Genomic DNA, 24430 nt, shown 5'->3' on the forward strand with positions numbered 1-24430 from the left:
CATTGATCTAGGAAGCGTTCTTCGAAGATGTAATGTTGCATTTATGCCACACAAGCCCGGTGCATCAATTTATTCACTTTAAGCGGGAAGACCTGATCGCTGACGTTTCGATTGTAACGGATCGAACAATTCAGGGGCGACATCAGCCGAGCGAGTTGCTAGCAAATTAAAAAACATATTCGGGAGAGAGAGATGAAGCGTTGGCTTTTAGGTGTTTCGGCGGTGATTGCCACCGTTGCAGTGGCAGGACTTGTTTGGGAACCATTGGTCGCAACGGAATATGCTGCGCCGCCGTCCCGGAAATATGATGTCGAAATCGCCCGCGATTCTTTTGGCGTTCCACATATCAACGGCAAGACTGATGCCGACGCAGCCTATGGCCTAGCCTATGCCCATGCCGAGGATGATTTTTCGACGATCGAAGATGTCGTGGCCATGACGCGGGGGCGCTATGGCGCGTTGGCGGGGTCTGACGGGGCAAAGGTCGATTATGTCCTGCACTTGCTGGGCGCACGCGAAACGGCGGAGCGCCGCTATACCGAATTGTCCCCGGAAGTGCGCGCTGTGGCCGAAGGCTATGCTGCTGGCCTGAACCATTATGCACAAAAACATCCGCAAGAAGTGCGCCTGTCGAAACTGTTTCCGGTAACCGGGCAGGATATCGTCACGGGTTTCGTCCTGCGTGCGCCTTTTTTCTATGGGCTGGACAATGTCATTGGCGCGCTGGCCGAGGGTAAGCCGCAGCCGCGTGAAAGCGCAGCGCGGATGACGCCCATTGGCCGCGATCCCGAAATGAACGGCTCCAATGCCTTTGCCATAGCGCCCAAGCGTATGGCTGATGGCAAAACCTGGCTGATTTCCAATTCGCACCAGCCCTATGAAGGTCAGGTGGCATGGTATGAGGCGGTGACTCATTCGGGTGAAGGGCTGGACATGGCAGGCGCGTTGTTCCCCGGATCGCCTTTTGTGCTGCTGGGGCATAACCGCAATCTGGGCTGGACCAATACGGTCAACCGTCCGGATCTGGTCGATGTATATAAGCTGGTGCTGAACAAGGCAGGCGACAAATACCGGTTCGACGGCAAGTGGCTGACGCTCCAGTCCAAACGGATATGGCTGCCGGTCAAATTCGGACCATTTACTTTGCCGGTGCCCCAGACGGTGTATCGTTCGATCCACGGGCCAGTCATCAAAAATGATAAAGGTGCCTTTGCCGTCCGCTATGCCGGTATCGACAGCGTGAAGGCGGTCGAACAATATTATCGCAACACAAAGGCCCAAAATTGGGAAGAATGGTCGAAATCGATGGCGATTGGCGGCATTCCGGCGACCAATTTCGTCTATGCCGACAAGACCGGCCGTGTCGCCTATATTTACAATGCCCTATTCCCTGACCGGAAACCCGGTTTTGACTATACGCAGGAATTGCCCGGCGACACATCGGCGGCGCTGTGGAACGGCCCTGTTGGATTTGACCGCTATCCCAAGATCGTCGATCCAGCCTCCGGCTTTGTCCAAAATGCCAACAACAACCCCTTTCTGGCCGCAGGTCCGGGGTCGGAAATGAAACCGTCGGACTATTCACCCTATCTCGGGATCGAACGGGGGATGACCAACCGCGGATTGCGCGCGACAGAGCTGCTCGCTGCGGACATGTCCATCACACCCGAAGAGCTTTTGGCCATCAAGATGGACACCGTTTACAGCAAGCAAAGCTGGGTCGGTGCATGGATGGCCGCATTTGCCGCGCTGGATTTGAAAGATGATCCCGACTTGCAAAAAGCGCAGAAATTATTGGCGACATGGGACTGGTCCAGCGATGGAAACGGCGCTGCTGATGCGTTCGCAGAACGTATCATCCGTTTGGGTGCGCGGCCAAACTGGCGCGGTGATCCGATGCCGGATGCGCGCAAAACGCTAAAAGAGGCGGCAGATGAGTTTAAACTCCGCTTTGGCCGCATCGACCCGCCTCTCGCCGATATTCAGCGATTGCGGCGCGGCAAGGTGGACATGGCGATGCTCGGCGGCACCGACACATTGCGTGCAACCACGATGTGGGATACCGAACAGCCGGACAAGAAAGAGCGGGTTCGCCATGGCGACAGCTTCATCATGCTGATCCGCTGGGACAAGGATGGCACGCTGACATCAGAATCGATCCAACCCTATGGCGCGGCGACCACACGACCCGATTCCCCGCATTACACCGATCAGATGAAGCTATTCGTGGCCGGAAAATACAAGCCGGTGCATTTTGAGTGGGCCGACGCCGTGAAGGCATCGAAGCGTCGTTATCGACCATAGGGGAGGCGGCAGTTTCAAGCCGATCAGTCGCTTTGCTTCTGCTTATGGCGCCGGATAGCGCGGGTTTTCTAGTGTCCGAAAAATTTGCAGGTTTCGCACCTCTCTTGCAAATGGGAGCGCACGGTTTGCTGTTTAATCCTAACAGGATGCCGTTTGTCGAATTATTGGCGGGGCCGCATTGTGTTTGGTCCCGCTTTCGCTATCTTTCCGGCTATTATTAAAGCTTTGGGAGCATCACATGGTTCGTAAATTCACTCTCGCGCTCTTGCTATCGGGCAGCGCGCTCATTTCCTCTGCGCCCGCTTTGGCGCAAGAGCCTGCACCTGTTTCCAAACTGGTCGAGGCGGTCAATATCCCGCACGAGAAATTTGTTCTTCCCAATGGCTTGACCGTGCTGGTGCATGAAGACCGCAAGGCACCGGTGGTGGCCGTGTCGATCTGGTATGCAGTGGGGTCGAAGAATGAGCCGAAGGGCAAGACCGGCTATGCCCATTTGTTCGAACATATCATGTTCAACGGCAGTGAGAACGCACCGGGTGATTATTTCGAATATACCAAGAAAATCGGCGCAACCGACCTGAACGGCACGACGTGGCTCGACCGCACCAATTATTTCCAGACCGTGCCGACAACCGCGCTTGAATCCGCGCTGTTCCTCGAAAGCGACCGGATGGGCTATTTGCTGAACGGTCTGACCAAGGAAAAGCTCGATAACCAGATCGGCGTCGTTTCCAATGAAAAGCGGCAGGGCGATAACCAGCCTTTTGGACTGGTGGATTATAAAAGGTCTGAAACCCTGTTCCCCGTCGGGCACCCCTATCATCATGACACGATCGGCAGCCTGGAAGATCTGGCTGCGGCGTCGCTGGATGACATGAAGACGTGGTTCACCGACCATTATGGTCCGAACAATGCGGTGCTGGTGCTGGCGGGCGACATCAATGCCGCACAAGCCAGACCGTTGGTCGAAAAATGGTTCGGTAAGATCAAGCGCGGCAAAGATGTTGCGCCTGTGAACGCGCCGGTTCCAACATTGGAAAAGCCGATCAAGATTGTCATGAAGGACAAGGTTCCGACAACACGAATCTATCGCAACTGGGTGGTGCCAGGACTTGCTGACCCCGATACCAATGCGCTTTATGTGGCGATGAGCGTTCTGGGCGGGCTTTCAAGTTCGCGGCTCGACAATATCCTGATCCGTCAGGAACAAAGCGCAGTTTCCGCTTCGGCCTATCTGTTGCCATTCGTACATGGCAGCGCCGTTAACATCCAGGTGGATGTCAAGCCGGGCGGCGATGCCGATGCGGTGGCCAAAAGGCTTGATGAAATCCTTGCCGATTTCATCGCCAACGGCCCCACGGCCGAAGAAGTACAGCGCGTTGCCACCAGCACGATTGCCCAGCAGATTGACGGGCTGGAACAGGTCGGCGGGTTCGGCGGAAAAGCCGTCGCACTGGCCGAAGGACAGCTTTATGTGGGCGATTCCAACTTCTACAAGAAAGAACTGGAGCGTTTGGCCGCGACCAAACCCGAAACCGTGAAGGCCGCGCTGCAAAAATGGCTGACCCGGCCGGTGCTGGAAATCCGTGTCGAACCGGGCGAGCGTGAAGCCTATCAGGAAGTAGCGGCGGGAACCGGATCGCGTACCGGCACCTTGTCCGCCCCTGCATTTTACAGCCCCCCGGGTAGCGACGATATGGCCGGAACTGTGGGAACCACTTTTCAGGACCGCAGCAAATTCCCTGAACCCAGCGGAACCCCGGCACTGGATTTCCCGACGGTAGAAGAAACCACGCTGACCAACGGGATCAAGGTGTTCTTCGCCCGCCGTGCCGCTGTGCCAACCGTGCGCGTCGCGGTCAGCTTCAACGCTGGCTATTCTGCTGACCCTGTCGACAAGCGCGGTATTGCGTCGATGATGTCGACGATGCTGTTGGAAGGCACCAAGACGCTGACCTCGACACAGATCGCAGAAACCGAAGAGAAGCTGGGCGCCGACGTCAATGTCAATTCCTCGCTTGACCGGACCGTGGCAAGTGTGCGGGCGGTCAAGCCCAATCTGGCGCCGTCGCTTGACCTGTTGGCGGACGTCATCAAAAATCCCGCTTTTGACGATAAGGAACTGGAGCGCGTTCGCGTGCAACAGCAAACGCGCATCAAGTCGGAAAATAATCAGCCGCAGGGCATCGCTGTCCGCACGCTGCCGCCGCTCATCTATGGTCGGGGGCATCCATATGGCGGTCCTCAAACCGGCAGCGGCTATGCCGAAACCGTGGCCACGATCAGCAAGGCCGAAATATCTGCCTTTCACCAGGGTTGGGTTCACCCATCCAAGGCGGAGATATTCGTGGTCGGCGACACCAGCCTGAAGGAAATCAAACCGCTCCTTGAAAAGCGGTTCGGCAATTGGAAGCCTGCAATGGCGGCCGCGCCTGCGAAGAATTTCGCGGTCGCGATTCCGGCGGCTCAGTCGAAAATCCTGCTGATTGACCGTCCCAATTCGCCGCAATCTTTGGTGATGGCGGGTACGGTTCTGGGTGCCAAGGGGTCCGACGACCTATTGACATTGCGCGCCGCGAACGAAATTTTCGGCGGTGACTTCCTGTCACGGATCAATATGGACCTGCGCGAAACAAAGGGTTGGTCTTATGGGGTTCGCTCTCAGGTAAACGGTGCCGAAGACCGCGTACCTTTCTATATGTTTGCGCCGGTGCAGACCAACCAGACAGGTCCGTCGATCAAGGTTTTGATGGACCAGCTCAATGATTTCAACGGGACGAAACCGGTGACGGCTGACGAACTGGACAAGACCATCAAAGGCAATGTTCTTGAACTGCCCGGCAGCTATGAACAATCAGCAGCGGTGCTCGGCCAGATGCAGGCGGATCGTTTGAACAAGCGTCCGTTCGATTATGCCGAAACCATTGCGGCCAAATATACCGCGTTGACCGCAAAGGCGTTGAATGACGAAATGCGTGCCAAAATCGACCCTGCCAAGATTACGTGGCTCGTTGTCGGCGATGCGGCAAAAGTAAAACCGCAACTGGAAGCACTCGGTTTGCCGATTGAAATGGTCGGCGAAACTGCTAACACCAGTGCAAGCAACAACGCTAAATAAGGAGCAGGAATATGGCATCAGTTGATGGCGATTGGGATGTAACGATCAAAAGCCCGATGGGCGACCAGAAGGCAGTTCTTACCGTGAACAGCGACGGCGCAAGCTTTTCTGGCAAGATGGCGGGTGGACTTGGCGCGATGGATATCCCCAGCGGATCAGTTGATGGAAACACGATAAGCTGGTCGATGGACATGACTGTTCCGATGCCAATGAAACTGGATTGCACAGCCACAGTCGATGGTGACGCGATTTCCGGCGAAGTAAAAGCAGGCGCTTTTGGTTCGATGGGGCTTTCAGGTTCACGCAAATAAATTCGGCTTCGCAAAAGCTGTATCTTAAATGACGGTCTGGGCCGCCTGCCCTTCGGGGAAGGCGGCCTTGTTCTATTAGTCCGGACTGCAAAGGATCAGGACAATGAAAAGACTTGCGAGGCGTCAGAAAGCCTTGGGATATATTTATCCCGGCGGCTTCCTTTCTCGCCCTGAGCAAATGGCCTCAAACCTCGCAATTGCTTTTAACAGGTCCGGACCCTAAGGACTTGGGGGAACGGCGTTCGCCCGAATCGCCGGATACGTCTGGAGACTCCCATGAACCAGCTTGCATCTGCTTCACAGCTACGCATGTCGCTCTTGCGCTGGGCGCTTTTTGTGATCCCTGTTATCATGTTTCTTGGATTTTTATCGGGGACCATATCGGGCTCTACGGCGGATAATAACTGGTACCAGACATTGATAAAGCCGGATATTCAACCCCCTGGCTGGGTCTTCGGAATTGTCTGGCCGCTATTATATCTATCCATGGGCCTTGCCTTTGCGATGGTGCTGCATGCGCGCGGTGCCCAAAATCGCGGGTTGGCGATCGGTCTTTTTCTGGTCCAGTTTCTCATCAATCTGTCCTGGTCTCCGATTTTTTTCGGCCAGCACAAGGTTAGTTTCGCCCTTTACGTCATCGTCACCCTGATTGTCGCGGCCATCGCCACGACCTTTGCCTTTGGCCAGATTCGCAAGGCGGCAGCTTGGTTGATGGTGCCTTATTTGGTCTGGATCAGCTTTGCCGCGATCCTCAATTTTAAGATTGATCAGCTAAATCCCGATGCAGAAAGCCTTTACGTTCCGGCTGCGAGTTCCCAAATAGGGTCTGGCCGCTAAATCCCGCCCCCCGGGACACTGGCAATGGAGTAAACGACATGCAAAGCGAAAAGCGTATTTTTGATGATCTGGCCAAGGTGCTGAACGGCGTTGCTGGTACAGTCGCAGGCATGGGCCGCGAAGCCGAAGCGAGTATGCGCGAGCGCGCCCGCGAATGGGCAGGCGGGCTGGACCTGGTTACGCGTGAAGAATTTGATGCGGTCAAGGCGCTTGCCGCCAATGCCCGTGCCGAAGCCGACGCATTGGCCAAGCGCGTCGCCGTTTTGGAAGCGGCGGCGGGGCTGAAATCGGCTTCGGCGGCCAAGGTTGCGCCGAAAGCGAAGCCTGCCGCGAAGAAGCCGGCGACCAAAAAGTAAAAACTTTTCCACAACCCGCCCACAGACTTGTTCGGACAGACGACGCAAGACCCTTGCGCGCGAGTCCGCGGCAAGGCAGAATCAGACGATATTAATGGGCGCTTCACAGCATGCACGATGCAGACGAACAATATGAGCAGTTTGAACGGGATGAATCCGCACCTGTAGACATGCTTGCTGCATTGTTCGAGGCGCGCGGCTGGTCCTATGAACTGGACGGTGAGGATGAAATCACCGCAGAATATAAGGGAAGCTGGACCAGCTATCAGATCCGCGCCATCTGGCGTGAAGAGGATAATGCCCTGCAGCTCATTCTGCTGCCCGATGTGACCGTCCCCAGTGACAAGCGTGACAGCGTTTACAAGGCACTGGGGCTCATTAACGAACAATTGTGGCTAGGCCATTTCGATATGTGGTCGGCCAATGGCATATTGCTGTTCCGGCACGGCAGTTTGATGCCATCAAATGGCCTGCTGGGTGTCGACCATGCCCAGACCATCATCGACGTCGCTATCGACGAATGCGAACGCTTTTATCCCGTATTCCAGTTCATTATCTGGGGTGACAAATCGCCCGAAGAAGCCATCGCCAGCGCCTTGATCGAAACCCACGGCGAAGCGTGAAAAGCGACTTTTTTAACTTCCCTCGATTTTCGGACGACGGATCAGATAGTGCATGGTGGCCATCGCAATAGGCTTTGTCCTGTCGTCCTGCCATGCACGGGCTTCGACATTGGCCATTGTCCGGCCCAGCCTTATGACCTCACCCACCGCATAAGTCATGTGCCCCACGCCGCCGCGCATGAAATCGATGGTGACATTGACTTGCTTGATGCCGCTGTCGCTGCCTTTGGCACGCAATGCCTGATGGATGGCGGCGACTGCGGCGATTTCCAGCAAGCCTGATATGGCGCCGCCGTGCAGAAATCCGGGGCGGCCTTGCACCTTGTTGGCAAAGGGCATGCCGATCACGGGCGCACCCTCGACATTGTCGACAATTTCCATATCGAGCGCCAGCGCATAAGGCGGCAAGCCGGCAGGATGGGTGTGGTTCATGATACCCGGTCGCCTACGCGGATGAAGGTGCCGCTGGCATGGGCCAGCGGGTCATCCGGGTTGCCATTATGGGCAAAGCCCCGCACAAATCCGATGCTGTGCGTCAGATGGTAACAAATCCCCCGACCATAGACCCGCGCGCCTGATGGTGACGGGCGCAGATAATCGAGGCGCAGGTCCATGGTAACCTGCGGGCGGAATTCGCCCAATTTAGTCCAGATCGACATGCTGGTGGCATTGTCCATCAGGCTGATGACCACTGCCGATGCGAGAATGCCGGTATCGGGATCAGCCACCAAATCCTCGCGCCAATCGATGGCGAGTTCCACCCAATCGTTGCCATGCCCGACATATTCCATATCGAGAAAACCGCCATGCCCGAATTTGCCCATCAGCTTGTTGACCAAAGCCGGATCAAACGCTGCATTTTTCGGGATTGCACTTCGCAAATCAGGTTTATTAGGTGTCATTGTTTTTCATCCACACTGGCAGCAAATTTGGGGACAGACCGCATTTGCGAAAGCTGTTCATAGGCAAAGCCGGCCTTGAGCACCACATGGTCATGCCATTTTGCGCCAATGAAACTCAAGCCCACAGGCAGGCCGCCCGATAGACCCATGGGAACGGTAAGATGCGGAAATCCCGCAATCGCAGGCCATTGACTGGCGCTTGGCCCGGTAAAGGCATCGCCCTTGCCCAAGGTTGACACCCATGCCGGTCCATTGGTTTGCGCGACGATGACGTCCAGCCTGTGGGTGGTAAGCATGCTGTTAAGCGCGTCCGCCGCCAGCTGTCGCGACGTTGCCAAAGCGGTCTTGTAGGCGGGGTCATCAAGTCCTGCTTCCTTGTCGGCGAGCTCAAAAGTTTCCTGTCCGAAATACGCCAATTCAGTGTCGGCATGGACCTTGTTGAAGGCAATGATATCAGCAAGGGTTTTATGCGGAACAAGATTTTGCGGCAGCCCTTGAAGATAGGCTGCAAGATCGGCTTTCAGCTCGGCCAGCAAAACCTTGAATTCCGCCGCCCCCATTTTTTCCCCGTCAACCTTGCTGCTATCAAGCAGGATGATTTCGGCCCCGCCTGCTTTCAATGTCGCAATGGCGGCGTCGAACCGGGCGGCGTCCACATCCGGCGCGCGCAAGACACCGATCCGCATCCCGGACAATGCCGTCACAGACAGCCCCGCAGCATAATTGCCGCGCCACCGGTCTGCCTCTGCTGTAGCGGCGTCTTGCGGGTCAGTGCCCGCCATCGCGGTCAACATAATCGCTGCGTCCCTTACGGTGCGGGTCATGGGGCCTGCCGTGTCCTGGCTATGGCTGATCGGGACGACAAAGCGGCGCGAGATAAGGCCCACGGTCGGTTTGAACCCGACAATGCCATTGACACCCGAAGGGCAGGTGATGGAACCGTCGGTTTCAGTACCGATGGTCGCCGCCGCCAGCCCGGCCGCCATGGCCGATCCGCTTCCGCTCGAAGATCCACAGCTGTTGCGGTCCAGCGCATGGGGGTTTTTGGTCAAACCGCCCACCGCGCTCCATCCGCTGGTGGATTTTTCAGACCGGATATTGGCCCATTCGCTCAAATTTGTCTTGCCCAAAATCACCGCCCCCGCTTCGCGCAGCCGGGCGATCAAAGGGGCGTCGCGGCCAGTAACATTAGTTGCCAGCGCCAGCGAACCCGCGGTGGTCGGAATTGGGCCGGCCACTTCGATATTATCCTTTACCAGCACGGGCATTCCATGCATCGGCCCGCGATATTTACCGGCCTTCAGCTCTGCATCCATTGCCCGCGCTTGATCCAATGCATCGGGAAATGTGGCGATGACAGCGTTCAGCATGGGGCCGTTGTCATCCACCGCTGCAATCCGCGCAAGATAGGCCGCGGTGATCGCCTCGCTATTAAGCGCGCCGTCATCAATGCCGTCTGCCAATTGCGACAGGTCGAAACTCTCAATGGGACCCGCCTTGGCAAGGTTGGCCTTGGCGATTTCGGTCGTGGGTGGCGGTGCCACCGAAGCGATCAGCGGCGATGAAAGCAGGGCAAGGCCTGCCCAGATTGCGCCTTTAACCGTCATGTCTTGTCCCCTTTGGCCAATTGCGCGCCACGGTCACGGGCCGCTTTCAATGTTGCTTCGACCAGATTTCGCAAGCCGTCCCCTGCGTCCAGCACGGCAAGCCCCGCCGCAGTGGTGCCGCCCGGGCTGGTGACGCGCATGGCCAATGCCGCCGGACTTTCGTCCGATACCGCCGCCAGCCGTGCTGCACCTGCAACCGTGGCCAATGCGAGCCGCGCCGATGTTTCCGCAGGTAACCCCGCCGCAACGCCGCCTTGGGCCAAGGCGTCGATAAAACGGTAGACAAAGGCCGGACCGGACCCGGCAAGCGCGGTGACGGCATCCATTTGCGCCTCGTCGTCGATCCAGACCGGCGTTCCCAAGGGCGCCACCAAAGCGTCCACCGCGTCCCTTTCCGCCGAAGACAGCGCAGCGGAAAACAGACCCAGCGGTGAAAGCCCCAGCGCCGCCGACAGATTAGGCATCAACCGTACGATATGGGTGTCTGGAAAAAGGGCAGCAAGCGCCGATGTCATAGCACCGGCCAAAATTGAAAGAACCAGCGCATTCGGCGCAATCCGCGCACGGATGGCAGGGGCAAGACTGTCGAGAATCTGGGGCTTAATGCCCAAAAGGACCGTGTCGAATGATTCATCGAGCGCATCAGCCGATGCCACATGGCGGACCCCTGACGGCAGATCCTGCGCCACCGGATCAATCACGGTAAAATGCTTCGGCGACCGTCCTGAAGCCACCCACCCGCGCAACATCGCACCGCCCATATTGCCGCAGCCAACAATCAATATGTGAGACGAAATTTCGGGCACACCATCCATCCTGCAGTTCACACAAGGTCCATGCCCTATCTGTACGCAGACGGCAACCTCAGGGTCCGCTTCTGTTCTTCGCGTCCGGTGCAAACACAATGCGGGGGTTCGAAATACCCTTCTTCATCGCTTTACCTTTACCCTGGCCTAAGTTGGAGGTGATGGGGGCAAAAAAGTCGGCCTCTCCCACTAACGGGAGGGAAGCAGGATTTGCGAACCTATGAGACGATAGTCGCGGGGAGGACTTTCAAAGGTCCGCAGCAGCCACAACCCAACCAAGCGTCTCGCCTGCATGGAAAGGCACGATCGTGGTGCCATTGGCATCGACCGTATGGGGGACATTGGTTGACCCGCGCTCCAGCGTGATTGTACCCTTATTCAAGGGCAGACCATAAAAACGTGGGCCGTTCTCGCACGCAAAGGCCTCGAATCGGTCAAGCGCACCTTCTTCGTCAAACACCGTGACATAGCTTTCCAGCGCATAGGGTGCGTTGAAAATGCCCGCACAGCCACAGGCGCTTTCCTTTGCCGATTGGGCGTGCGGCGCGCTATCTGTGCCGAGAAAATATTTGGCGTTGCCCGATGTCGCCGCCTTGCGTAGCGCAAGCCGGTGCACCTCGCGCTTCGCAACGGGCAGGCAATAGGCGTGCGGGCGCATCCCGCCCTCAAACATCGCATTGCGGTTGATATGCAGATGCTGCGGCGTGATCGTCGCGGCGACATTGGGTCCGCTGGCATCGACAAAGGCGGCGGCATCGGCAGTCGTGATATGTTCGAACACGATCTTGAGTTCGGGCAAATTCCGGACGAGGCCGGTCAAAATACGCTCGATAAACACGGCCTCACGGTCGAAAATATCGACATGGCTGTCGGTCACCTCGCCATGGATCAGCAAGGGCATCCCCACCGACGCCATTGTTTCGAGCGCGGGCATGATCCGCGCGATGTCGGTCACGCCATGCGCGCTGCCCGTGGTGGCATGGGCAGGGTAAAGCTTGGCGGCCGTAAACACGCCCTCGGCATAGCCCCGCGCCAGTTCGTCGCCGCGCACATCATCGGTCAGATAGGCTGTCATCAAGGGCGTGAAATCCACCCCCGCAGGCACAGCCGCCTGTATTCGGTCGCGATAGGCGGCGCAGCCTTCGACGCTGGTCACGGGCGGCGACAGGTTGGGCATCACAATGGCGCGGGCAAATTGCCGGGCGGTAAAAGGAACAACCCCGTTCATCACGGCGTCATCGCGGAAATGGAGGTGCCAGTCATCGGGGCGGCGGATCGTCAAGCTGTCAGTCATCCCTTCCCTTTAGGCGAAGCGGACCCTATCTGTCACGCATGTCCAACCCCCGCCTGTTCGATCGCGCCGTCCTCCGCCTCTCCCCCACCGAGGAGGACGAAGATGTACGCGGATTTCTGCAAGGGTTGGTGACACAGGACAGCAAAGGCACCCTGCCCGCATGGTCCGGACTGCTTACGCCGCAGGGCAAGGCTCTGTTTGATTTCATCCTGTGGGACGGCGGCGCGGATATCCTGATCGATTGCGAGGCCGCACAGGCCGAGGCGCTGGCACGGCGGCTGTCCATCTATCGCCTGCGCCGCAAGATTGCCATTGGAGTCGATGATACCCTAGGCGTGTTCTGGTCACCCGAAGGCGAAGGCGACCCGCGCCACCCCGCGCTTGGCCGCCGCTGGATTGCGCCCGTCGACGCTAACGATGCGGACACAAGCGCCACCTTCCGCCGTCACCGGCTGGCGCTCGGCATCGCGGAAGGTCTGGCCGAACTTGGTAGCGACCAGACACTCTGGCTGGAAACTAACGCGGCGGAGCTGGGGGGCGTGTCCTTTTCCAAAGGATGTTATGTGGGACAGGAAAATACCGCGCGGATGAACTGGCGGCAAAAAGTCAACCGCCGGCTGATAGTCGTCCCGCTGGCGAACGCCGACCCCAAAAGACAGCGGATGGCCTATCCGGAGCTTGGGCTCTCGGTCGAGTTGCGGCGGGTGGAGGATATGGCGGGGCTGGAGTTGCCGGAGTGGCAGCGGGCTGCTTTGGGGGTCACGCATTGACGAAATGGTAAGTCAGTAGTTTGGGACCTGAACAAGCGCAATGATTTTTGAAAATATGCTCCCCTCATTGTGGGAAGAGGAGAGCTTAGATGCCTGTCGGTGGGGTCGCAATTCACCGTCAGGCATTATCAAACCGGAATGGCACTCTATCGAGGAGCATGCCCCCACATCCGATTCTTTTCTATGTCTAATCTGCATAAGCGCATCATTTTTTAAGTCAAGAAACATCGCGAAACACGACAGGGCAAATCACGCAAAAGGCACATTAAAATTGCGACTGTTGCAACAATGGCACATCGGCAGAAGGTCACGGAATTTGTCCGAATTAGTTTTTGGCCTTGGCAGAAAAGTTAAACGAAACCGATACATTGTCCGCCACTTCATCAGTCGCCGCCCATTCGCCGCTGCCTACGCCAAATGCCGTGCGCTTTATCCGCGATGTGCCCGATACTTTCGCGGACTGCCCGTTAATCTTAAGATTGAAATCGAGCGATAAAGGCTGCGTTCGGCCATTCAGATTCAATGTGCCGCGCGCCCGATAGGTGTCGCCGCCGACATGGGTGATGGATGAAGATTTGAACGTCGCTTTGGGGTGCGCGGCCACATTGAAGAAACTATCGCCTAGCAAAATTTCATCGCGCTGTGCATCCGAAGTAGTGGCCGAACCAAGGTCAACATTGACCGTGATCGCCGAACGGGCAAGATCGTCCTTGCTAAAGTGGATATCGCCGGTCCAGCGCCCAAAGCTGCCATTGATTGGCGTTCCGTTCCAATCGACGGTAAAGCCAAGACGGCCACCGCGCGCAATCTGCCAATCTGCAAGTTTTACGGCGGTATCCGCAACGGGCGTTTCTTGTGCTGCCTCGGCCAAACCTTCAGAGGTATTTTCCGCACCATCTTTGGTATCGGTTGCCGATGGCGTCGCAATTGGTGCAGCAGGCGTGGCAGAAACGGGCGCCGCCGTCTTTTCAGGCAGAGCCGAGCTGATCGTGTACCCGTTCCAGAATGCAAAGCCAAATGCTGCAAAAATGACGGACAGGGTCACAAGAACCGACCCCCCGCGCCGAACTGCCCATGGGATCATCCGCCCCAGAATATTTTCGCCTTTGAAAAACTGGTGCCGCAATGCGCCTGCCACATGCAGAACAAGCAAGCCGATAGCCACCCAAGCCAAAAGTTCATGCGCGATTTCGGCAGGTTCATGAAATGCTTTGCCAATGGGCAGATGCGGTAAGGGGATCGTGCCGAACAGCATGGTAGGAATACCGATTTTGGCGGTTGATACCAGAATCCAGCCGGTTACCGGCCCGCCAATCATCACGATGTAAAATGCCGCATGAACCATTTTGGCCGCACGTTGGGACCAGATATTATCAGCAAATGCCGCCGGTCTTGGCAAGGTGTACCGCAAAGCGAGACGCAGGATCGACAAAACCAAAATCGCAATGCCGACCGATTTGTGCAGCTGAAAAAGGCCAAACAGATTGGCCCCGCGTTCGAGAGTTTCAAACTGCCACCCCAGCGCAATCTGGAAAACAAGCGCAAGTGCAATAGACCAGTGCAATAGCATCGCGATGAAAGAATAACGGGCGTTTGTCATGAATATGCTCTCGATAAATAACAATGTCGGTCATGGGGGCCATAACCAAAAACAAACGATCGCGGATTTGCGATACCAAGATCGCTATGTTATGGCAAGGCTCGACCCCTGATCTTGCCCTTAATCCTGCAACCGGTGCCAGATGGCCGCCAACCTTGATGATGATAGCAGCCGGGGTTCGGCTGAGTGTCCTGGCCTTAAAATGGGTCTGTGAAAGATTGGGGTGTCTGCATGCTAAGCGAAAATGGCGGCATTTCGGGCTTACGCACGCCGCCGATTATACTGGATATCGGAATTACGGGCCATCGCAGCCGCCATCCGATATTTTCGCACAACAGAATGGCAATTTCGGAAAGTCTGTCCCGGTTGATCGATCTGCTGGAACGGGTCGCGCATGAAACGCTGAATGACAGTGACGAAGGCAGCTTACCGCTTGTCCGCCTGCACTCCATGCTGGCCTATGGGGCAGATATCATGGCCGTTGATGCGGCGCGGGCTAAGGGATGGCCGGTGGTTGCCCCTTTGCCATTCGGGCGGGCGCTCAATCTGGCGATCAACGCGCATCCTACCAACCTTGCCGATATGCAGGCCTTGCTGGAGGGTCATGCCGCTGCCGATCCCGATACGGCATTGCGGGCGGCTGAGATCGAGACGATTGCAAAGCAGGTCAGCCTGTTCGAACTGGCGGAACAGGACAAAGACGTTGAGGCTTATTATCGCGCACATCTTGGCGCGCCGGATGACCGTTTGGCAGAACAGGCCTTTGTCGGAATATGTTCCGACCGCGCAGCGATGGCCGCACGGGTCATGGTCGAACATTCCGATATTCTGGTAGGTATATGGGACGGCGTGACGCGGGGGACAGTGGGCGGCACGCGGCACACCATCGAAAGTGCTTTGGAACAGGGCATTACGGTCATCTGGATTGATGCCGCCAATCCCTATGGCTGGCATATCTTGCGCGCAACCGAAGAATTGGCCGGATTGACCCGGCGCGCGCCCGATCCAAACCCCGAATCCGCAATCAGGGCAATTGTCCGGGAAACCCTGTGTCCTGTTGGCGACAAGTGGCAAAATGAACCTGCCAACCGGAAATGGCGCGCCAAAAGCACAGCGCTGTTTCAGGCTTATCGACGGGTTGAGGCGGTGTTTGGAACGCCCGGGGCCCGCGCTTTTCGAAGCCTTACCCAATATTACGAACATCCTGATGCCATAGCGGCGGGCAGCGGTGCGCCCATGCTGAAGGCTGCAAAATCCCTTCCCGGCGGGGATCCGGTCATTGCCGAACGGATCGCGACCGACATATTGCAGCCATTTGCCTGGGCGGACGGCGTATCGACCTGGCTATCGGATGCTTATCGCGGTGGAATGGTCGCCAGTTTTTTGTTATCGGCCTTTGCGATTATTGGGGGCATTGCCTATCTGCCCTTTGCATCGATTGATGCCAAATGGGGCTTTGCTGCGTTTGAATTTCTGGTTTTGGCGGCGATCGTCCTGATCTTTCTAACCGGCAAAAGGCGGCATTGGCATGAACGCTGGTTTGAAACCCGGCGCGTCGCCGAATATTTCCGGCATGCGCCAATATTGTTGTTATTGGGGGCGGCCCGGTCAACCGGCCGGTGGCCGCGCGGATCAAAGGGCAATTGGCCTGAATGGCATGTCCGGCACGCCATGCGTGGTGTGGGGTTGCCACATATGAAAGTGACATCTGAATTTCTGCGTGCTGCCCTTGTGCTGATGCGTGACCATCATGTGTTGCCACAACGCAGCTATCATCAGGGCAAATCGATCCGTCTCAAGCGTACACAGCATAATCTGCATCGCACTTCCGAGCTGTTATTCTTGCTGGCGGTTCTTTCGGTCACGGTTTACCTTTTGATCGAAATTGGAGCCGCTATGCAAGTTTTGCCGCATGATTTGCCCCATGCAGTAGCCAAGTCCTTCACCTTTTTGGGGGTCTTGTTTCCCACATTAGGTGGCGCCTTTGCCGGCATCCATTATTTCGGTGACTTTGAACGCTTTGCCGCAATATCGGAAATAACGGCAGAAAAGCTGGGCGATGTAGAAACGCGCATCGCATTTCTGCTGGACGCGCCCGATTGCGACATCGCCTATTCACGCGTTTCGGGTCTTGCCCATGCGATAGACGATATCGTCGTCGACGAAATTGAAAACTGGCAGGCAGTCTTTGGCGGAAAGCATATCACGGTCCCGGTTTAACGGGGCAAATTCCCCGTAACAGGCAAAAGTATTACGTAAAAAGCTGTACTGTGATACTGGTTCAGGAACGGGTCGCGCCGGTTGCTTCCAATGGGGGGAAGATGACGCAGCATGTTCGTGGAATAAAGCCTTCGGAATGGGTATTTTATCGTCATCTGGTTACCGGGCTGTTGCTATTGACGGCATTTTGCAGCGTGCAGAATGCTTTCGCACAGCAACTTGATGCCTATCAAGACGGGCTGCCGCTCGACGATGTAGGTGACTCATCGGCAGAGACAGTGCCTGCGCCAAATTCCCTTCCTACCGCTGTTCCGTCGGGGTGGATTATCGGCGCAAATGAGCCCACGGCTGATGCCCGTTCGGATCAACGTCCGATCACCATTGGGTTTCGACAGAATTTGGGCCGCGACATGAAACGGATGCAGGATTTTGTCGCCAGAGATTGGGCGTTGCAAATTGGCTGGCCTGCTGAATTCGAAATGAGCCGTTCTTTCGACGACCCGTCGCAACTGGTCCTGATCGATATGTTGCACCAGCCGCCATTTATAGACATGGCTGACACGGACATTTCCTTTATTGCCAATAATTACGACGCCGTGGCGATATCACGCGAAGTGAATTCTGCGATCATGATCGGCAATCCTGATGCCCCGGGATTTGCGGAAAAATTCTACGTCGAGATCGCCAAAATCATTCGCGCGCGCGCCCTTATTGCCAATTCTTTCCCCGCCAATGCACGTGAATATGCACTGTGCGCTGAAAAAGGTGACCGGCCATGTCCAGAAACAGGTCAATCCCGGATAACGGATCTGGGCACCAATGATAAGGTGCACTTTGCGCTTCGAAACGAAAGCCAGGAACCACAATTTGTATATGTGTTTCTGATCGACCCGGAAAATGAATTACGCCTTGTCATAGGTGGCCCAACGCCCCTTGAACCCGGCGCGATGGTGGAAGCCAAAGGCGAACCTGTCGAGCTTAAGCAGGGGCGCTATCATATCTTCATACTCCGGTCCGATCGTCCGATTGATGATGCTCTGTTTCTTAGCGACATTGGGAAAATCGACCCTTCGAAATGTAGCGAAGGAGTCGCAGAAAGCCTGTGCGCTATCCTGTCCGGGCAAGATATTTCCATTCCCCGCGGGAGCGCATTGTGGGACCGGGGGTGGAGCATGAACGTCGAAACCATTGCCGCCGTCGTCAAAAAAACGGTGACAGTAGGTGGCGGAGATGTTGCAAAGGCAGGCTTCGCGCCTTGGCAGGTGCAAATCTATTCCAATCAAACCTATAGCAAGGCGCAAATTGCCAAGGACACAGAGGCAGGGGCCAAGGGCAAGTCACTGGCGAAGCAATTGCCTTTTCAACTCTATCATCGTTGTGCGGGGTCGTTAATTGCGAAGAATATTGTTTTGACGGCGGCGCATTGCGTTGCACATCCACCGGTCGACGGCACAAATGTTCTACGTACCCGCGAAGTTCTTGTGGGTACGCAGACCTTGAGCCAAGGCGGTGCGCGGTACCGGATTGTATCGGCTGTGGTGCACAAAGGGTATAAGCCGGGCAGTCAAAAGGATGATATTGCGGTCGTGCGGATCGAACCCATCGCAGCGCCGGCAACGCAATATGCAATCAAATTACCCGATGATGTGGCCGGATTCAGCAAGGTTGTTGCTGGATCGAAAATCAGCGTACTCGGCTGGGGTTTTACCGGGGTAGTTGGCCGGACGGAACGTCATGAACGAACACGGGCAGGCCCCCAATTTGCACAGGATAAACTCAGGATAGCTGCCATGCAGGCTTATGATACCAACGCTTGCAAGCTTTTGTCCGGCTATCAAAATATCGACAAAAAGATTTGTGCAATCACGCCAGAAGACCGCACAAAACCGGGCAACAGTTTCAGCTGTCGCGGGGACAGCGGCGGCCCTGTTATCCAGCAATCCAATGGACGTGTTGTTCAGGTTGGTCTGGTATCTGGCGGTGTGGGATGCGGCGCGAATGAAAATGGGAAGCAAAATCCATCGCTGTTCGTCGATCTGGCGCAATACACGACATGGATCAAAAATGCAGAGACGCGCGTGCGCGCAATCTCGAACGCTGTTGAACCCATGCCTTGAGGATGAAGGTTCTGTCTTTTTCCGCCGTCACCCTGAAACCGCAAATGTGCTGAGCACCATTTGGATCAGGGTGACGATCAAGCGAAGCGATATTTATCGGTTCACGGCCAATTCGGAAATCTCGGATTACTGTTCAGTATTACCCTGATCCGTCGAACCCTGGTCGGTCGAACCTTGATCCGTCGAACCTTGGTCTGTTGATCCCTGATCCGTCGTGCCTTCTTCGGTCTTGGCAGCGGCATCTTCAGCAACCGGTTCGGCCACAACAGTTTCATCAGCGACAACTTCTTCGGAAGCTTTTTCCGCTTCGGGTTTATTGCAGGCGGTTACGCCCAGCGACAAAATGGCAGCAGACGACAATAAAATGATCTTATGCATAATCTTTCCCCCTTCAGGAAATATGAAGTTACACAAATTTCAGTTGCCGTAGCAAGGCAATAAAACGGGTATCTGCACGCAGCGGTTCAAGGAACGGATCATTCAGCAAATAAACAAGCCCTGAATCCGCTGCGGCATAGGCTTTATCGAGTGCGGCAAAGGCTTTTTCGATTTCGCCCCATTGGGCAAATATCTGCGCCTGTTGATACAGCGCATTATCGCCATGTTCGGCAATCAGCGCAGCCAGCGCCGCGTTCGCCTTGCCCTTATCGTTGCGCCTGTGGGCGATGATGGCATCGCCGGGCAGCGCTAAAAGGCTGTTGCTTTCCAGCGCGAATTCCGCCTGCGCCTTGTCAAGATCGCCCAGCATGAAATAGGCATTTGCGATATCGCCATGCAATGTGCCGCGCTGCGGGCTGAGCGCCAACGCCTTGCGCCCGAAACCAATCGCGGCTTGATAGGCTTTGGCCGCATATTTGATATTACCTGCGGATTTGAACATGGACGAATTGAGCGGATCTAGCACAGCGGCCCTGTTAATGGCCGTTTCGGCGGCGACAAAGCGTCCCGTGCGCGCGCAATATACAGCATAGCGACTAAGTACATCGACATCGCCCTGTGCCAGTTGATGTGCGCGTTCATAAGGTGCGCGGGCCGCAGCCGCATCGAGCCGCCCGTAAAACAAGGCATAGCCCAAGGCAGCATAAGCAGGTGCAAAATTTGGCGCGTTGCGCGTCGCCTGCTGCGCTTCGGACACCGCTTCGTTATACAAGGCCTTGCGTTCAACGGCTGTTGCATATTGGTTGGCGATGACCGCAAGAGTGCGCGAACGCAGGGCCCGGGCGGCGGCATAATCAGCATCGATGGCAATAGCCTGTTCCAGCTTCGCCAGCGCCGCCCGCTCGGATGCTTCGTCAATATGTGATTCAAAAAGATCGCGCCCGCGCAGATACGCATCGAAAGCGGCCAGGCTTTTCGTACCACCGACCTGAAGGGCCTTTTTACCAGCCGAACCTTCATCCATCACCGCAGATAGCGCCCCTGCAACAGCAGTAGCAATTTCGCTTTGTACGGCGAAAATATCAGCCAATTGCCGTTCGAAAATTCGCGACCATTGGGTCGTTCCTGTTCGGCCATCGGTCAACTCCGCCGCAATTTTTACCCTGTCGCCCACGCGCTGCACATTTCCATCCAGCAGGAATGACACATTCAATTCTTTGGCAATCGAACGCGCATTACCGCTATGTTCTCGAAACTGGTTGGACGAAGTTTGCCCGACAATTTCCAATAACCCGTTGCGCGAGAGATTGGACCGGATTTCAGATGCCAGCCCGTCGGAAAAATACCGTTGCTGCGGGTCCCCACTCAAATTATCAAAGGGCAAGACGGCAACGCTGTTGCGGATGGCCGGGCTGCCGAGCATATTTCCTTTCCAGATAGCTATACCCGCAGCCGCCGCAGCCACCGATAGTCCGCCGCCGATGGCCAAACGCCGTCCTATTTTTCTGCTTTGTTTTACAGGGGCAATCGGAATGGAAAGGACCGCGCGATGCGATGCCGCAATGGCCCGCAACATGCGAAGAATTTCGGTGTCCGAACTGTCTATTCTGGATTGAGCCAGATTGATAACCTGAAACTGTCCAAAACCCAGCGGTGGTTCACAGCCATCCAGCGATAACGGTATTAAAATGCCCCGGTCGCGGCCGCGTGTGGCTTCGTCACGCACCCAATGGGACTGGACCGATGTTCGGGACCACAGGACAACCACGGCTTTGGCCCTGTCAAGCGCATCCTCCGTCGCTTTTGAAAACCGCTCGCCTCCTTCAAGCAACCCGTCCCACCATGTGGTAAAACCGGCATCTTGGATAACACCTATTATCGGCACGGCCCGCGCCTGATCTTCGCGCGAATAGCTGAAGAACACAGTCGATGGCTGCGGATCGGAATTATCAGTTGTCGGGTCGCGGTCAGTCAAATCGATGCGTGCCCCCCAGTTGCAGCAAAGCCCGAAAAAGCAGGCCCGAAATCCGCCTATTTCTCACATTCTTTATCGGTGCTTGCAACCATTTTGATGGCGCTTTAGGCAAATAAAATGAACATCCTCGAAAAGCTGCGGCTACAGACGCGTGCCTTGCTTCGTGAACCATTGTTGCATTTTATCGTCGCCGGGCTGCTGGTGTTTCTGCTTTCGCTGTGGCGTGGGGACGCGGTCGACCCGGCAAGCAGAACCATCGTCATTTCCGAAGATACCGTGCAGCGTCTTGCCGCCAGTTGGGAACAGATTTGGCGGCGTCCACCGACCCAGGCAGAGATAGACGGATTGATCCGCGACTATATCAAAGAAGAAATCTATTATCGGGAGGCAAAGCGGATCGGCCTTGATGAGGATGATACGGTCATTCGGCGGCGTTTGCGGTCCAAGATGGAATTCCTGGCCGTCGCACAAACGGAAAGTGCCAGGCCCGATGAACGGACATTGCAACGCTGGCTTGACCGGCACCCACAAAGGTTCGCTGAAGAGGTCGAGTTCAGTTTTGACCAGATCTATCTAGGCGAGACCGATACTGATGGCACAGCGGCGATGTTACAGATTTTGGCATCGGGCGGTGACTGGCGCAATTTGGGTCGGCCGATTTCGCTTCCCCGGTCAATGGATGCAGCAGCGCGGTCGGACATTGCGCGGCAATTTGGTGATCCGTTCGCCCGATCTCTGGCGCTTGCCCCGCAAGGCGGCTGGACCGGGCCAGTCAAATCGGGTTTCGGGGTTCATCTCGTTCGGGTCCGCGTCGTCCAACCAGCGGGCAAGCCCATATTGGCCGAGGTCCGGCAGGCGGTCGAAAATGACTGGCGCGTCAACAGCGCAAAAGTGCGCGAAGCAAAAGCCTATCAAGCATTGTTGGACGGATATTCCATAAAGATAGCCAAACCATGACACGCCTATTATGGCTTCTGATTTTGCTGGCGGTTCAGGCCCCTGTCCATGCAGACGAATTGCGGCCCGGCTATGTAGAATTTGAACAAAAGTCTGCAAATGAATGGATCATAGTCTGGAAAATCCCGCTGCAAGGAGGGTTTACGCCTTTGACCCGACCCCAATTACCAGCCGGTTGCCAAATGACGGGCATAGCGGCTCGGCAATTGTCTGATGCGGCGGTAACCACGCGTTCGGCGGTGCATTGCCGAGGTGATGTCTCTGGCCAGTTCATCGGACTGGAAAATTTCGAAACGGCGCAATCCGACGTGCTCGTCCGCGTGGCGCCTTTGGCACGGCCGGTGCAGGCAATGCGCCTGACACCTGCCGAACCACGCACGATCATTCAGGCTAGGGCAGGTACTTGGCAGGTTGCCCAAACCTATTTCCTGACCGGTATCGACCATATCCTGTTCGGATATGACCATCTGCTATTCGTTGTGGCACTGGTTCTGTTGTTACAGGGTTTCTGGACGATTGCCAAAGCGGTGACGGCATTCACTTTGGCGCATTCGCTGACTTTGGCAGGCACGACATTGGGCTGGATCGGCCTGCCGCAAAATCCTGTGGAGAGCGTTATTGCCCTGTCGATCATGTTTTTGGCTGTCGAAATCATCAAACGTAAACCGGACCAAAAGCGATTGTCGGAACGCGCCCCGTGGATTGTTGCATTCGGCTTTGGTCTTTTACATGGCTTTGGTTTTGCAGGTGCGTTGAAAGAGATTGGTTTGCCCGAGCAGGATGTATCCATCGCCCTTGTCACTTTCAATCTAGGGGTCGAGGCGGGCCAAATTGTGATTATCGCGGCAACTTTGATGCTTCTGGAAACGATAAGGCGATTGTTCGCGACGGCCTTGGTCCCGGTCATAACCATGGCGACTTATGCCATCGGCATCACCGCAAGTTTCTGGTTCATTGAACGCACATTTTCCTGATGGCGCCAAAGTCGGTCAAATACTGACCCCGCGCGCCGGTAGGGCTTGCAGTCCCCGACCCCTAATTGCTAAGCTTCTATTCTCTTTGGAATTGCTGATTAGAAAAGGGTGCTTGAAATGCGGGCAAATTGGATTTTGGCATTGATCGGTTACGTGGCCGCATCGGCAGCCCCAGCCATCGCACAGGGCAATGCAGCCCCCGAAATTCGCCCAGCAGTGTTTGAAGACCTGTTGCGGTGCCGTTCGATATCGGACGAAACCCAACGGCTTGCCTGTTATGATGCCAAGACCGCAGCGATGGATGAAGCGGAAAAAAAGGACGAACTGGTCCTGGCCGACACGGCATCGATGAAAGAGGCAAAGCGTGGCTTGTTCGGCTTTTCCATCCCTAAACTCAAAATCTTTGGCAATGACAAACAGGAACAGGAAAAGTTCGAACTGGTCGCCAAAATCGATACCGCCTTTCAGACAGGGCATGGCCAATGGACCATCATTTTGGACAATGGTGCCCGTTGGATGCAAATTGATTCCCAGACCATGGTTCGCAGCCCGGCAAAGGGCATGGATATCAAAATCCGTGAAGCCGCAATGGGCAGCTATTTCGCCAATATAGCCGGGCAAAGAGCCATCCGCATGCGCCGGGTGAATTAGGTCCCGAACGCATAATTATTGGCTCAATTTGTCCCAGGCTTCCGTCCTTGTCCTGAATAAAATGACCTCAAATCGTGTAAGCGCATTTAAGTGGTCCTGACCTTAAACAAAATGACGATATTCAAGGTCATCATCACCCCGTCTCAGCCCGGCAGAAACTTCATAGCGACGCCGTTCATACAATAGCGTTTGCCGGTGGGCTTGGGTCCATCGTCAAACACATGACCCAGATGCCCGCCGCAGCGTGCACAATGCACTTCGGTGCGGGGCAGGCCAATTTTATAGTCGGTCTTTGTGCCGACCCCGCCTGCCAAGGGTTGCCAGAAACTCGGCCATCCAGTGCCGCTGTCATATTTGGTTGTGGACGAGAACAGCCGCTGGCTGCACGCTGCACAGACGAAGGTGCCCTTGCGCTTTTCCTTGTTCAGCGGGCTGGTAAAGGGCGTTTCGGTATCTTCTTGCCGTAACACGCGATAGGCCGCAGGCGGCAACCGTTTTTTCCACTCGGCGTCGCTATATGTCACGGCATAGCGTGTTTTGGCTGTCGCGTCGGCGCCGCAGCCGAAAATGAAGGCGGCAACCCCGACACTGCCAAAGGAAAGAAACTGGCGCTTGTTCATCTGCATGGCG

At 55.9% G+C, this 24430-nt stretch carries 21 protein-coding genes; 12 read left to right on the forward strand and 9 right to left on the reverse strand.

Annotated features, from left to right (window positions below; genetic code table 11):
• The first annotated feature begins 192 nt into the window (after positions 1-192).
• The 6 genes from EUU23_RS13720 (at position 193) to EUU23_RS13745 (ending at position 7549) form a co-directional block, all read left to right on the forward strand.
• Positions 193-2304: a penicillin acylase family protein gene (locus EUU23_RS13720; RefSeq protein WP_160354606.1), complete on the forward strand. Its 2112-nt coding sequence runs from the start codon at positions 193-195 to the stop codon at positions 2302-2304.
• Positions 2305-2542: 238 nt separating this feature from the next.
• On the forward strand, positions 2543-5422 hold the full coding sequence (locus tag EUU23_RS13725) for a M16 family metallopeptidase (protein ID WP_160354607.1): 2880 nt from the start codon (positions 2543-2545) through the stop codon (positions 5420-5422).
• A gap of 11 nt (positions 5423-5433) precedes the next feature.
• Positions 5434-5733 carry a hypothetical protein gene (locus EUU23_RS13730; protein ID WP_160354608.1) on the forward strand — a complete coding sequence of 100 codons (300 nt, stop codon included), beginning with the start codon at positions 5434-5436 and terminating at the stop codon, positions 5731-5733.
• Positions 5734-6009: 276 nt separating this feature from the next.
• Positions 6010-6570 carry a TspO/MBR family protein gene (locus tag EUU23_RS13735; protein ID WP_160354609.1) on the forward strand — a complete coding sequence of 187 codons (561 nt, stop codon included), beginning with the start codon at positions 6010-6012 and terminating at the stop codon, positions 6568-6570.
• A 38-nt stretch (positions 6571-6608) separates the two neighbouring features.
• A complete protein-coding gene (locus EUU23_RS13740) occupies positions 6609-6926 on the forward strand; it encodes an accessory factor UbiK family protein (protein ID WP_160354610.1) in 318 nt (105 codons plus the stop codon).
• 110 nt (positions 6927-7036) lie between these two features.
• Complete coding sequence (locus tag EUU23_RS13745) at positions 7037-7549, forward strand: type III secretion system chaperone family protein (protein ID WP_160354611.1); 513 nt, start codon at positions 7037-7039, stop codon at positions 7547-7549.
• 12 nt (positions 7550-7561) lie between these two features.
• Here the strand turns inward: EUU23_RS13745 and EUU23_RS13750 are convergent, their stop codons facing one another.
• From EUU23_RS13750 to pyrC, 5 genes are all read right to left on the reverse strand, one after another.
• Complete coding sequence (locus EUU23_RS13750; RefSeq protein ID WP_160354612.1) at positions 7562-7981, reverse strand: PaaI family thioesterase; 420 nt, start codon at positions 7979-7981, stop codon at positions 7562-7564.
• A complete protein-coding gene (locus tag EUU23_RS13755) occupies positions 7978-8451 on the reverse strand; it encodes a PaaI family thioesterase (RefSeq protein ID WP_160354613.1) in 474 nt (157 codons plus the stop codon). The genes EUU23_RS13750 and EUU23_RS13755 overlap by 4 nt, the downstream gene beginning before the upstream one ends.
• Positions 8448-10058 carry an amidase gene (locus tag EUU23_RS13760; RefSeq protein ID WP_160354614.1) on the reverse strand — a complete coding sequence of 537 codons (1611 nt, stop codon included), beginning with the start codon at positions 10056-10058 and terminating at the stop codon, positions 8448-8450. The genes EUU23_RS13755 and EUU23_RS13760 overlap by 4 nt, the downstream gene beginning before the upstream one ends.
• The gene (proC, locus tag EUU23_RS13765; RefSeq protein ID WP_343032728.1) at positions 10055-10864 is read right to left on the reverse strand and encodes a pyrroline-5-carboxylate reductase; all 810 of its coding nucleotides are present in this window, start codon (positions 10862-10864) and stop codon (positions 10055-10057) included. Before proC ends, EUU23_RS13760 begins: the two co-directional genes overlap by 4 nt.
• Before the next feature lie 247 nt (positions 10865-11111).
• Complete coding sequence (gene pyrC, locus EUU23_RS13770; RefSeq protein WP_160354615.1) at positions 11112-12158, reverse strand: dihydroorotase; 1047 nt, start codon at positions 12156-12158, stop codon at positions 11112-11114.
• 38 nt (positions 12159-12196) lie between these two features.
• Here pyrC and ygfZ point away from each other — a divergent pair, with 38 nt between their 5' ends.
• On the forward strand, positions 12197-12928 hold the full coding sequence (gene ygfZ / locus EUU23_RS13775; RefSeq protein ID WP_160354616.1) for a CAF17-like 4Fe-4S cluster assembly/insertion protein YgfZ: 732 nt from the start codon (positions 12197-12199) through the stop codon (positions 12926-12928).
• A 325-nt stretch (positions 12929-13253) separates the two neighbouring features.
• On the opposite strand, the gene EUU23_RS13780 is transcribed toward ygfZ, so the two are convergent.
• Entirely contained in the window at positions 13254-14528 is a 1275-nt protein-coding gene (locus EUU23_RS13780; RefSeq protein ID WP_160354617.1) for a YceI family protein, read from the reverse strand.
• Between the two features lie 231 nt (positions 14529-14759).
• Here EUU23_RS13780 and EUU23_RS13785 point away from each other — a divergent pair, with 231 nt between their 5' ends.
• Positions 14760-16748, forward strand: coding sequence for a hypothetical protein (locus EUU23_RS13785; protein WP_160354618.1), 1989 nt, complete (start codon positions 14760-14762; stop codon positions 16746-16748).
• Between the two features lie 101 nt (positions 16749-16849).
• Positions 16850-18865: a S1 family peptidase gene (locus EUU23_RS13790; protein ID WP_160354619.1), complete on the forward strand. Its 2016-nt coding sequence runs from the start codon at positions 16850-16852 to the stop codon at positions 18863-18865.
• A gap of 126 nt (positions 18866-18991) precedes the next feature.
• Here the strand turns inward: EUU23_RS13790 and EUU23_RS14005 are convergent, their stop codons facing one another.
• Both EUU23_RS14005 and EUU23_RS13795 read right to left on the reverse strand, forming a co-directional pair.
• Positions 18992-19243 carry a hypothetical protein gene (locus EUU23_RS14005; protein ID WP_179956552.1) on the reverse strand — a complete coding sequence of 84 codons (252 nt, stop codon included), beginning with the start codon at positions 19241-19243 and terminating at the stop codon, positions 18992-18994.
• A gap of 28 nt (positions 19244-19271) precedes the next feature.
• Positions 19272-21218: a TIR domain-containing protein gene (locus EUU23_RS13795; protein WP_160354620.1), complete on the reverse strand. Its 1947-nt coding sequence runs from the start codon at positions 21216-21218 to the stop codon at positions 19272-19274.
• A gap of 117 nt (positions 21219-21335) precedes the next feature.
• On the opposite strand from EUU23_RS13795, the gene EUU23_RS13800 reads away from it, so the two are divergent.
• The 3 genes from EUU23_RS13800 to EUU23_RS13810 all read left to right on the forward strand — a co-directional run bounded on the left by EUU23_RS13800 (position 21336) and on the right by EUU23_RS13810 (position 23800).
• Positions 21336-22175, forward strand: a complete 840-nt coding sequence (locus tag EUU23_RS13800; protein WP_160354621.1) for a peptidyl-prolyl cis-trans isomerase — start codon at positions 21336-21338, stop codon at positions 22173-22175.
• Positions 22172-23149 carry a HupE/UreJ family protein gene (locus EUU23_RS13805; RefSeq protein ID WP_160354622.1) on the forward strand — a complete coding sequence of 326 codons (978 nt, stop codon included), beginning with the start codon at positions 22172-22174 and terminating at the stop codon, positions 23147-23149. Before EUU23_RS13800 ends, EUU23_RS13805 begins: the two co-directional genes overlap by 4 nt.
• 117 nt (positions 23150-23266) lie before the next feature.
• A complete protein-coding gene (locus EUU23_RS13810; protein WP_160354623.1) occupies positions 23267-23800 on the forward strand; it encodes a hypothetical protein in 534 nt (177 codons plus the stop codon).
• A 143-nt stretch (positions 23801-23943) separates the two neighbouring features.
• Here EUU23_RS13810 and msrB read toward each other — a convergent pair whose 3' ends face one another.
• Positions 23944-24420, reverse strand: a complete 477-nt coding sequence (gene msrB / locus EUU23_RS13815; protein WP_425505125.1) for a peptide-methionine (R)-S-oxide reductase MsrB — start codon at positions 24418-24420, stop codon at positions 23944-23946.
• Positions 24421-24430 lie beyond the last annotated feature (10 nt).

This window comes from Sphingorhabdus profundilacus, from assembly GCF_009769755.1.
Lineage (GTDB): Bacteria > Pseudomonadota > Alphaproteobacteria > Sphingomonadales > Sphingomonadaceae > Sphingorhabdus_B > Sphingorhabdus_B profundilacus.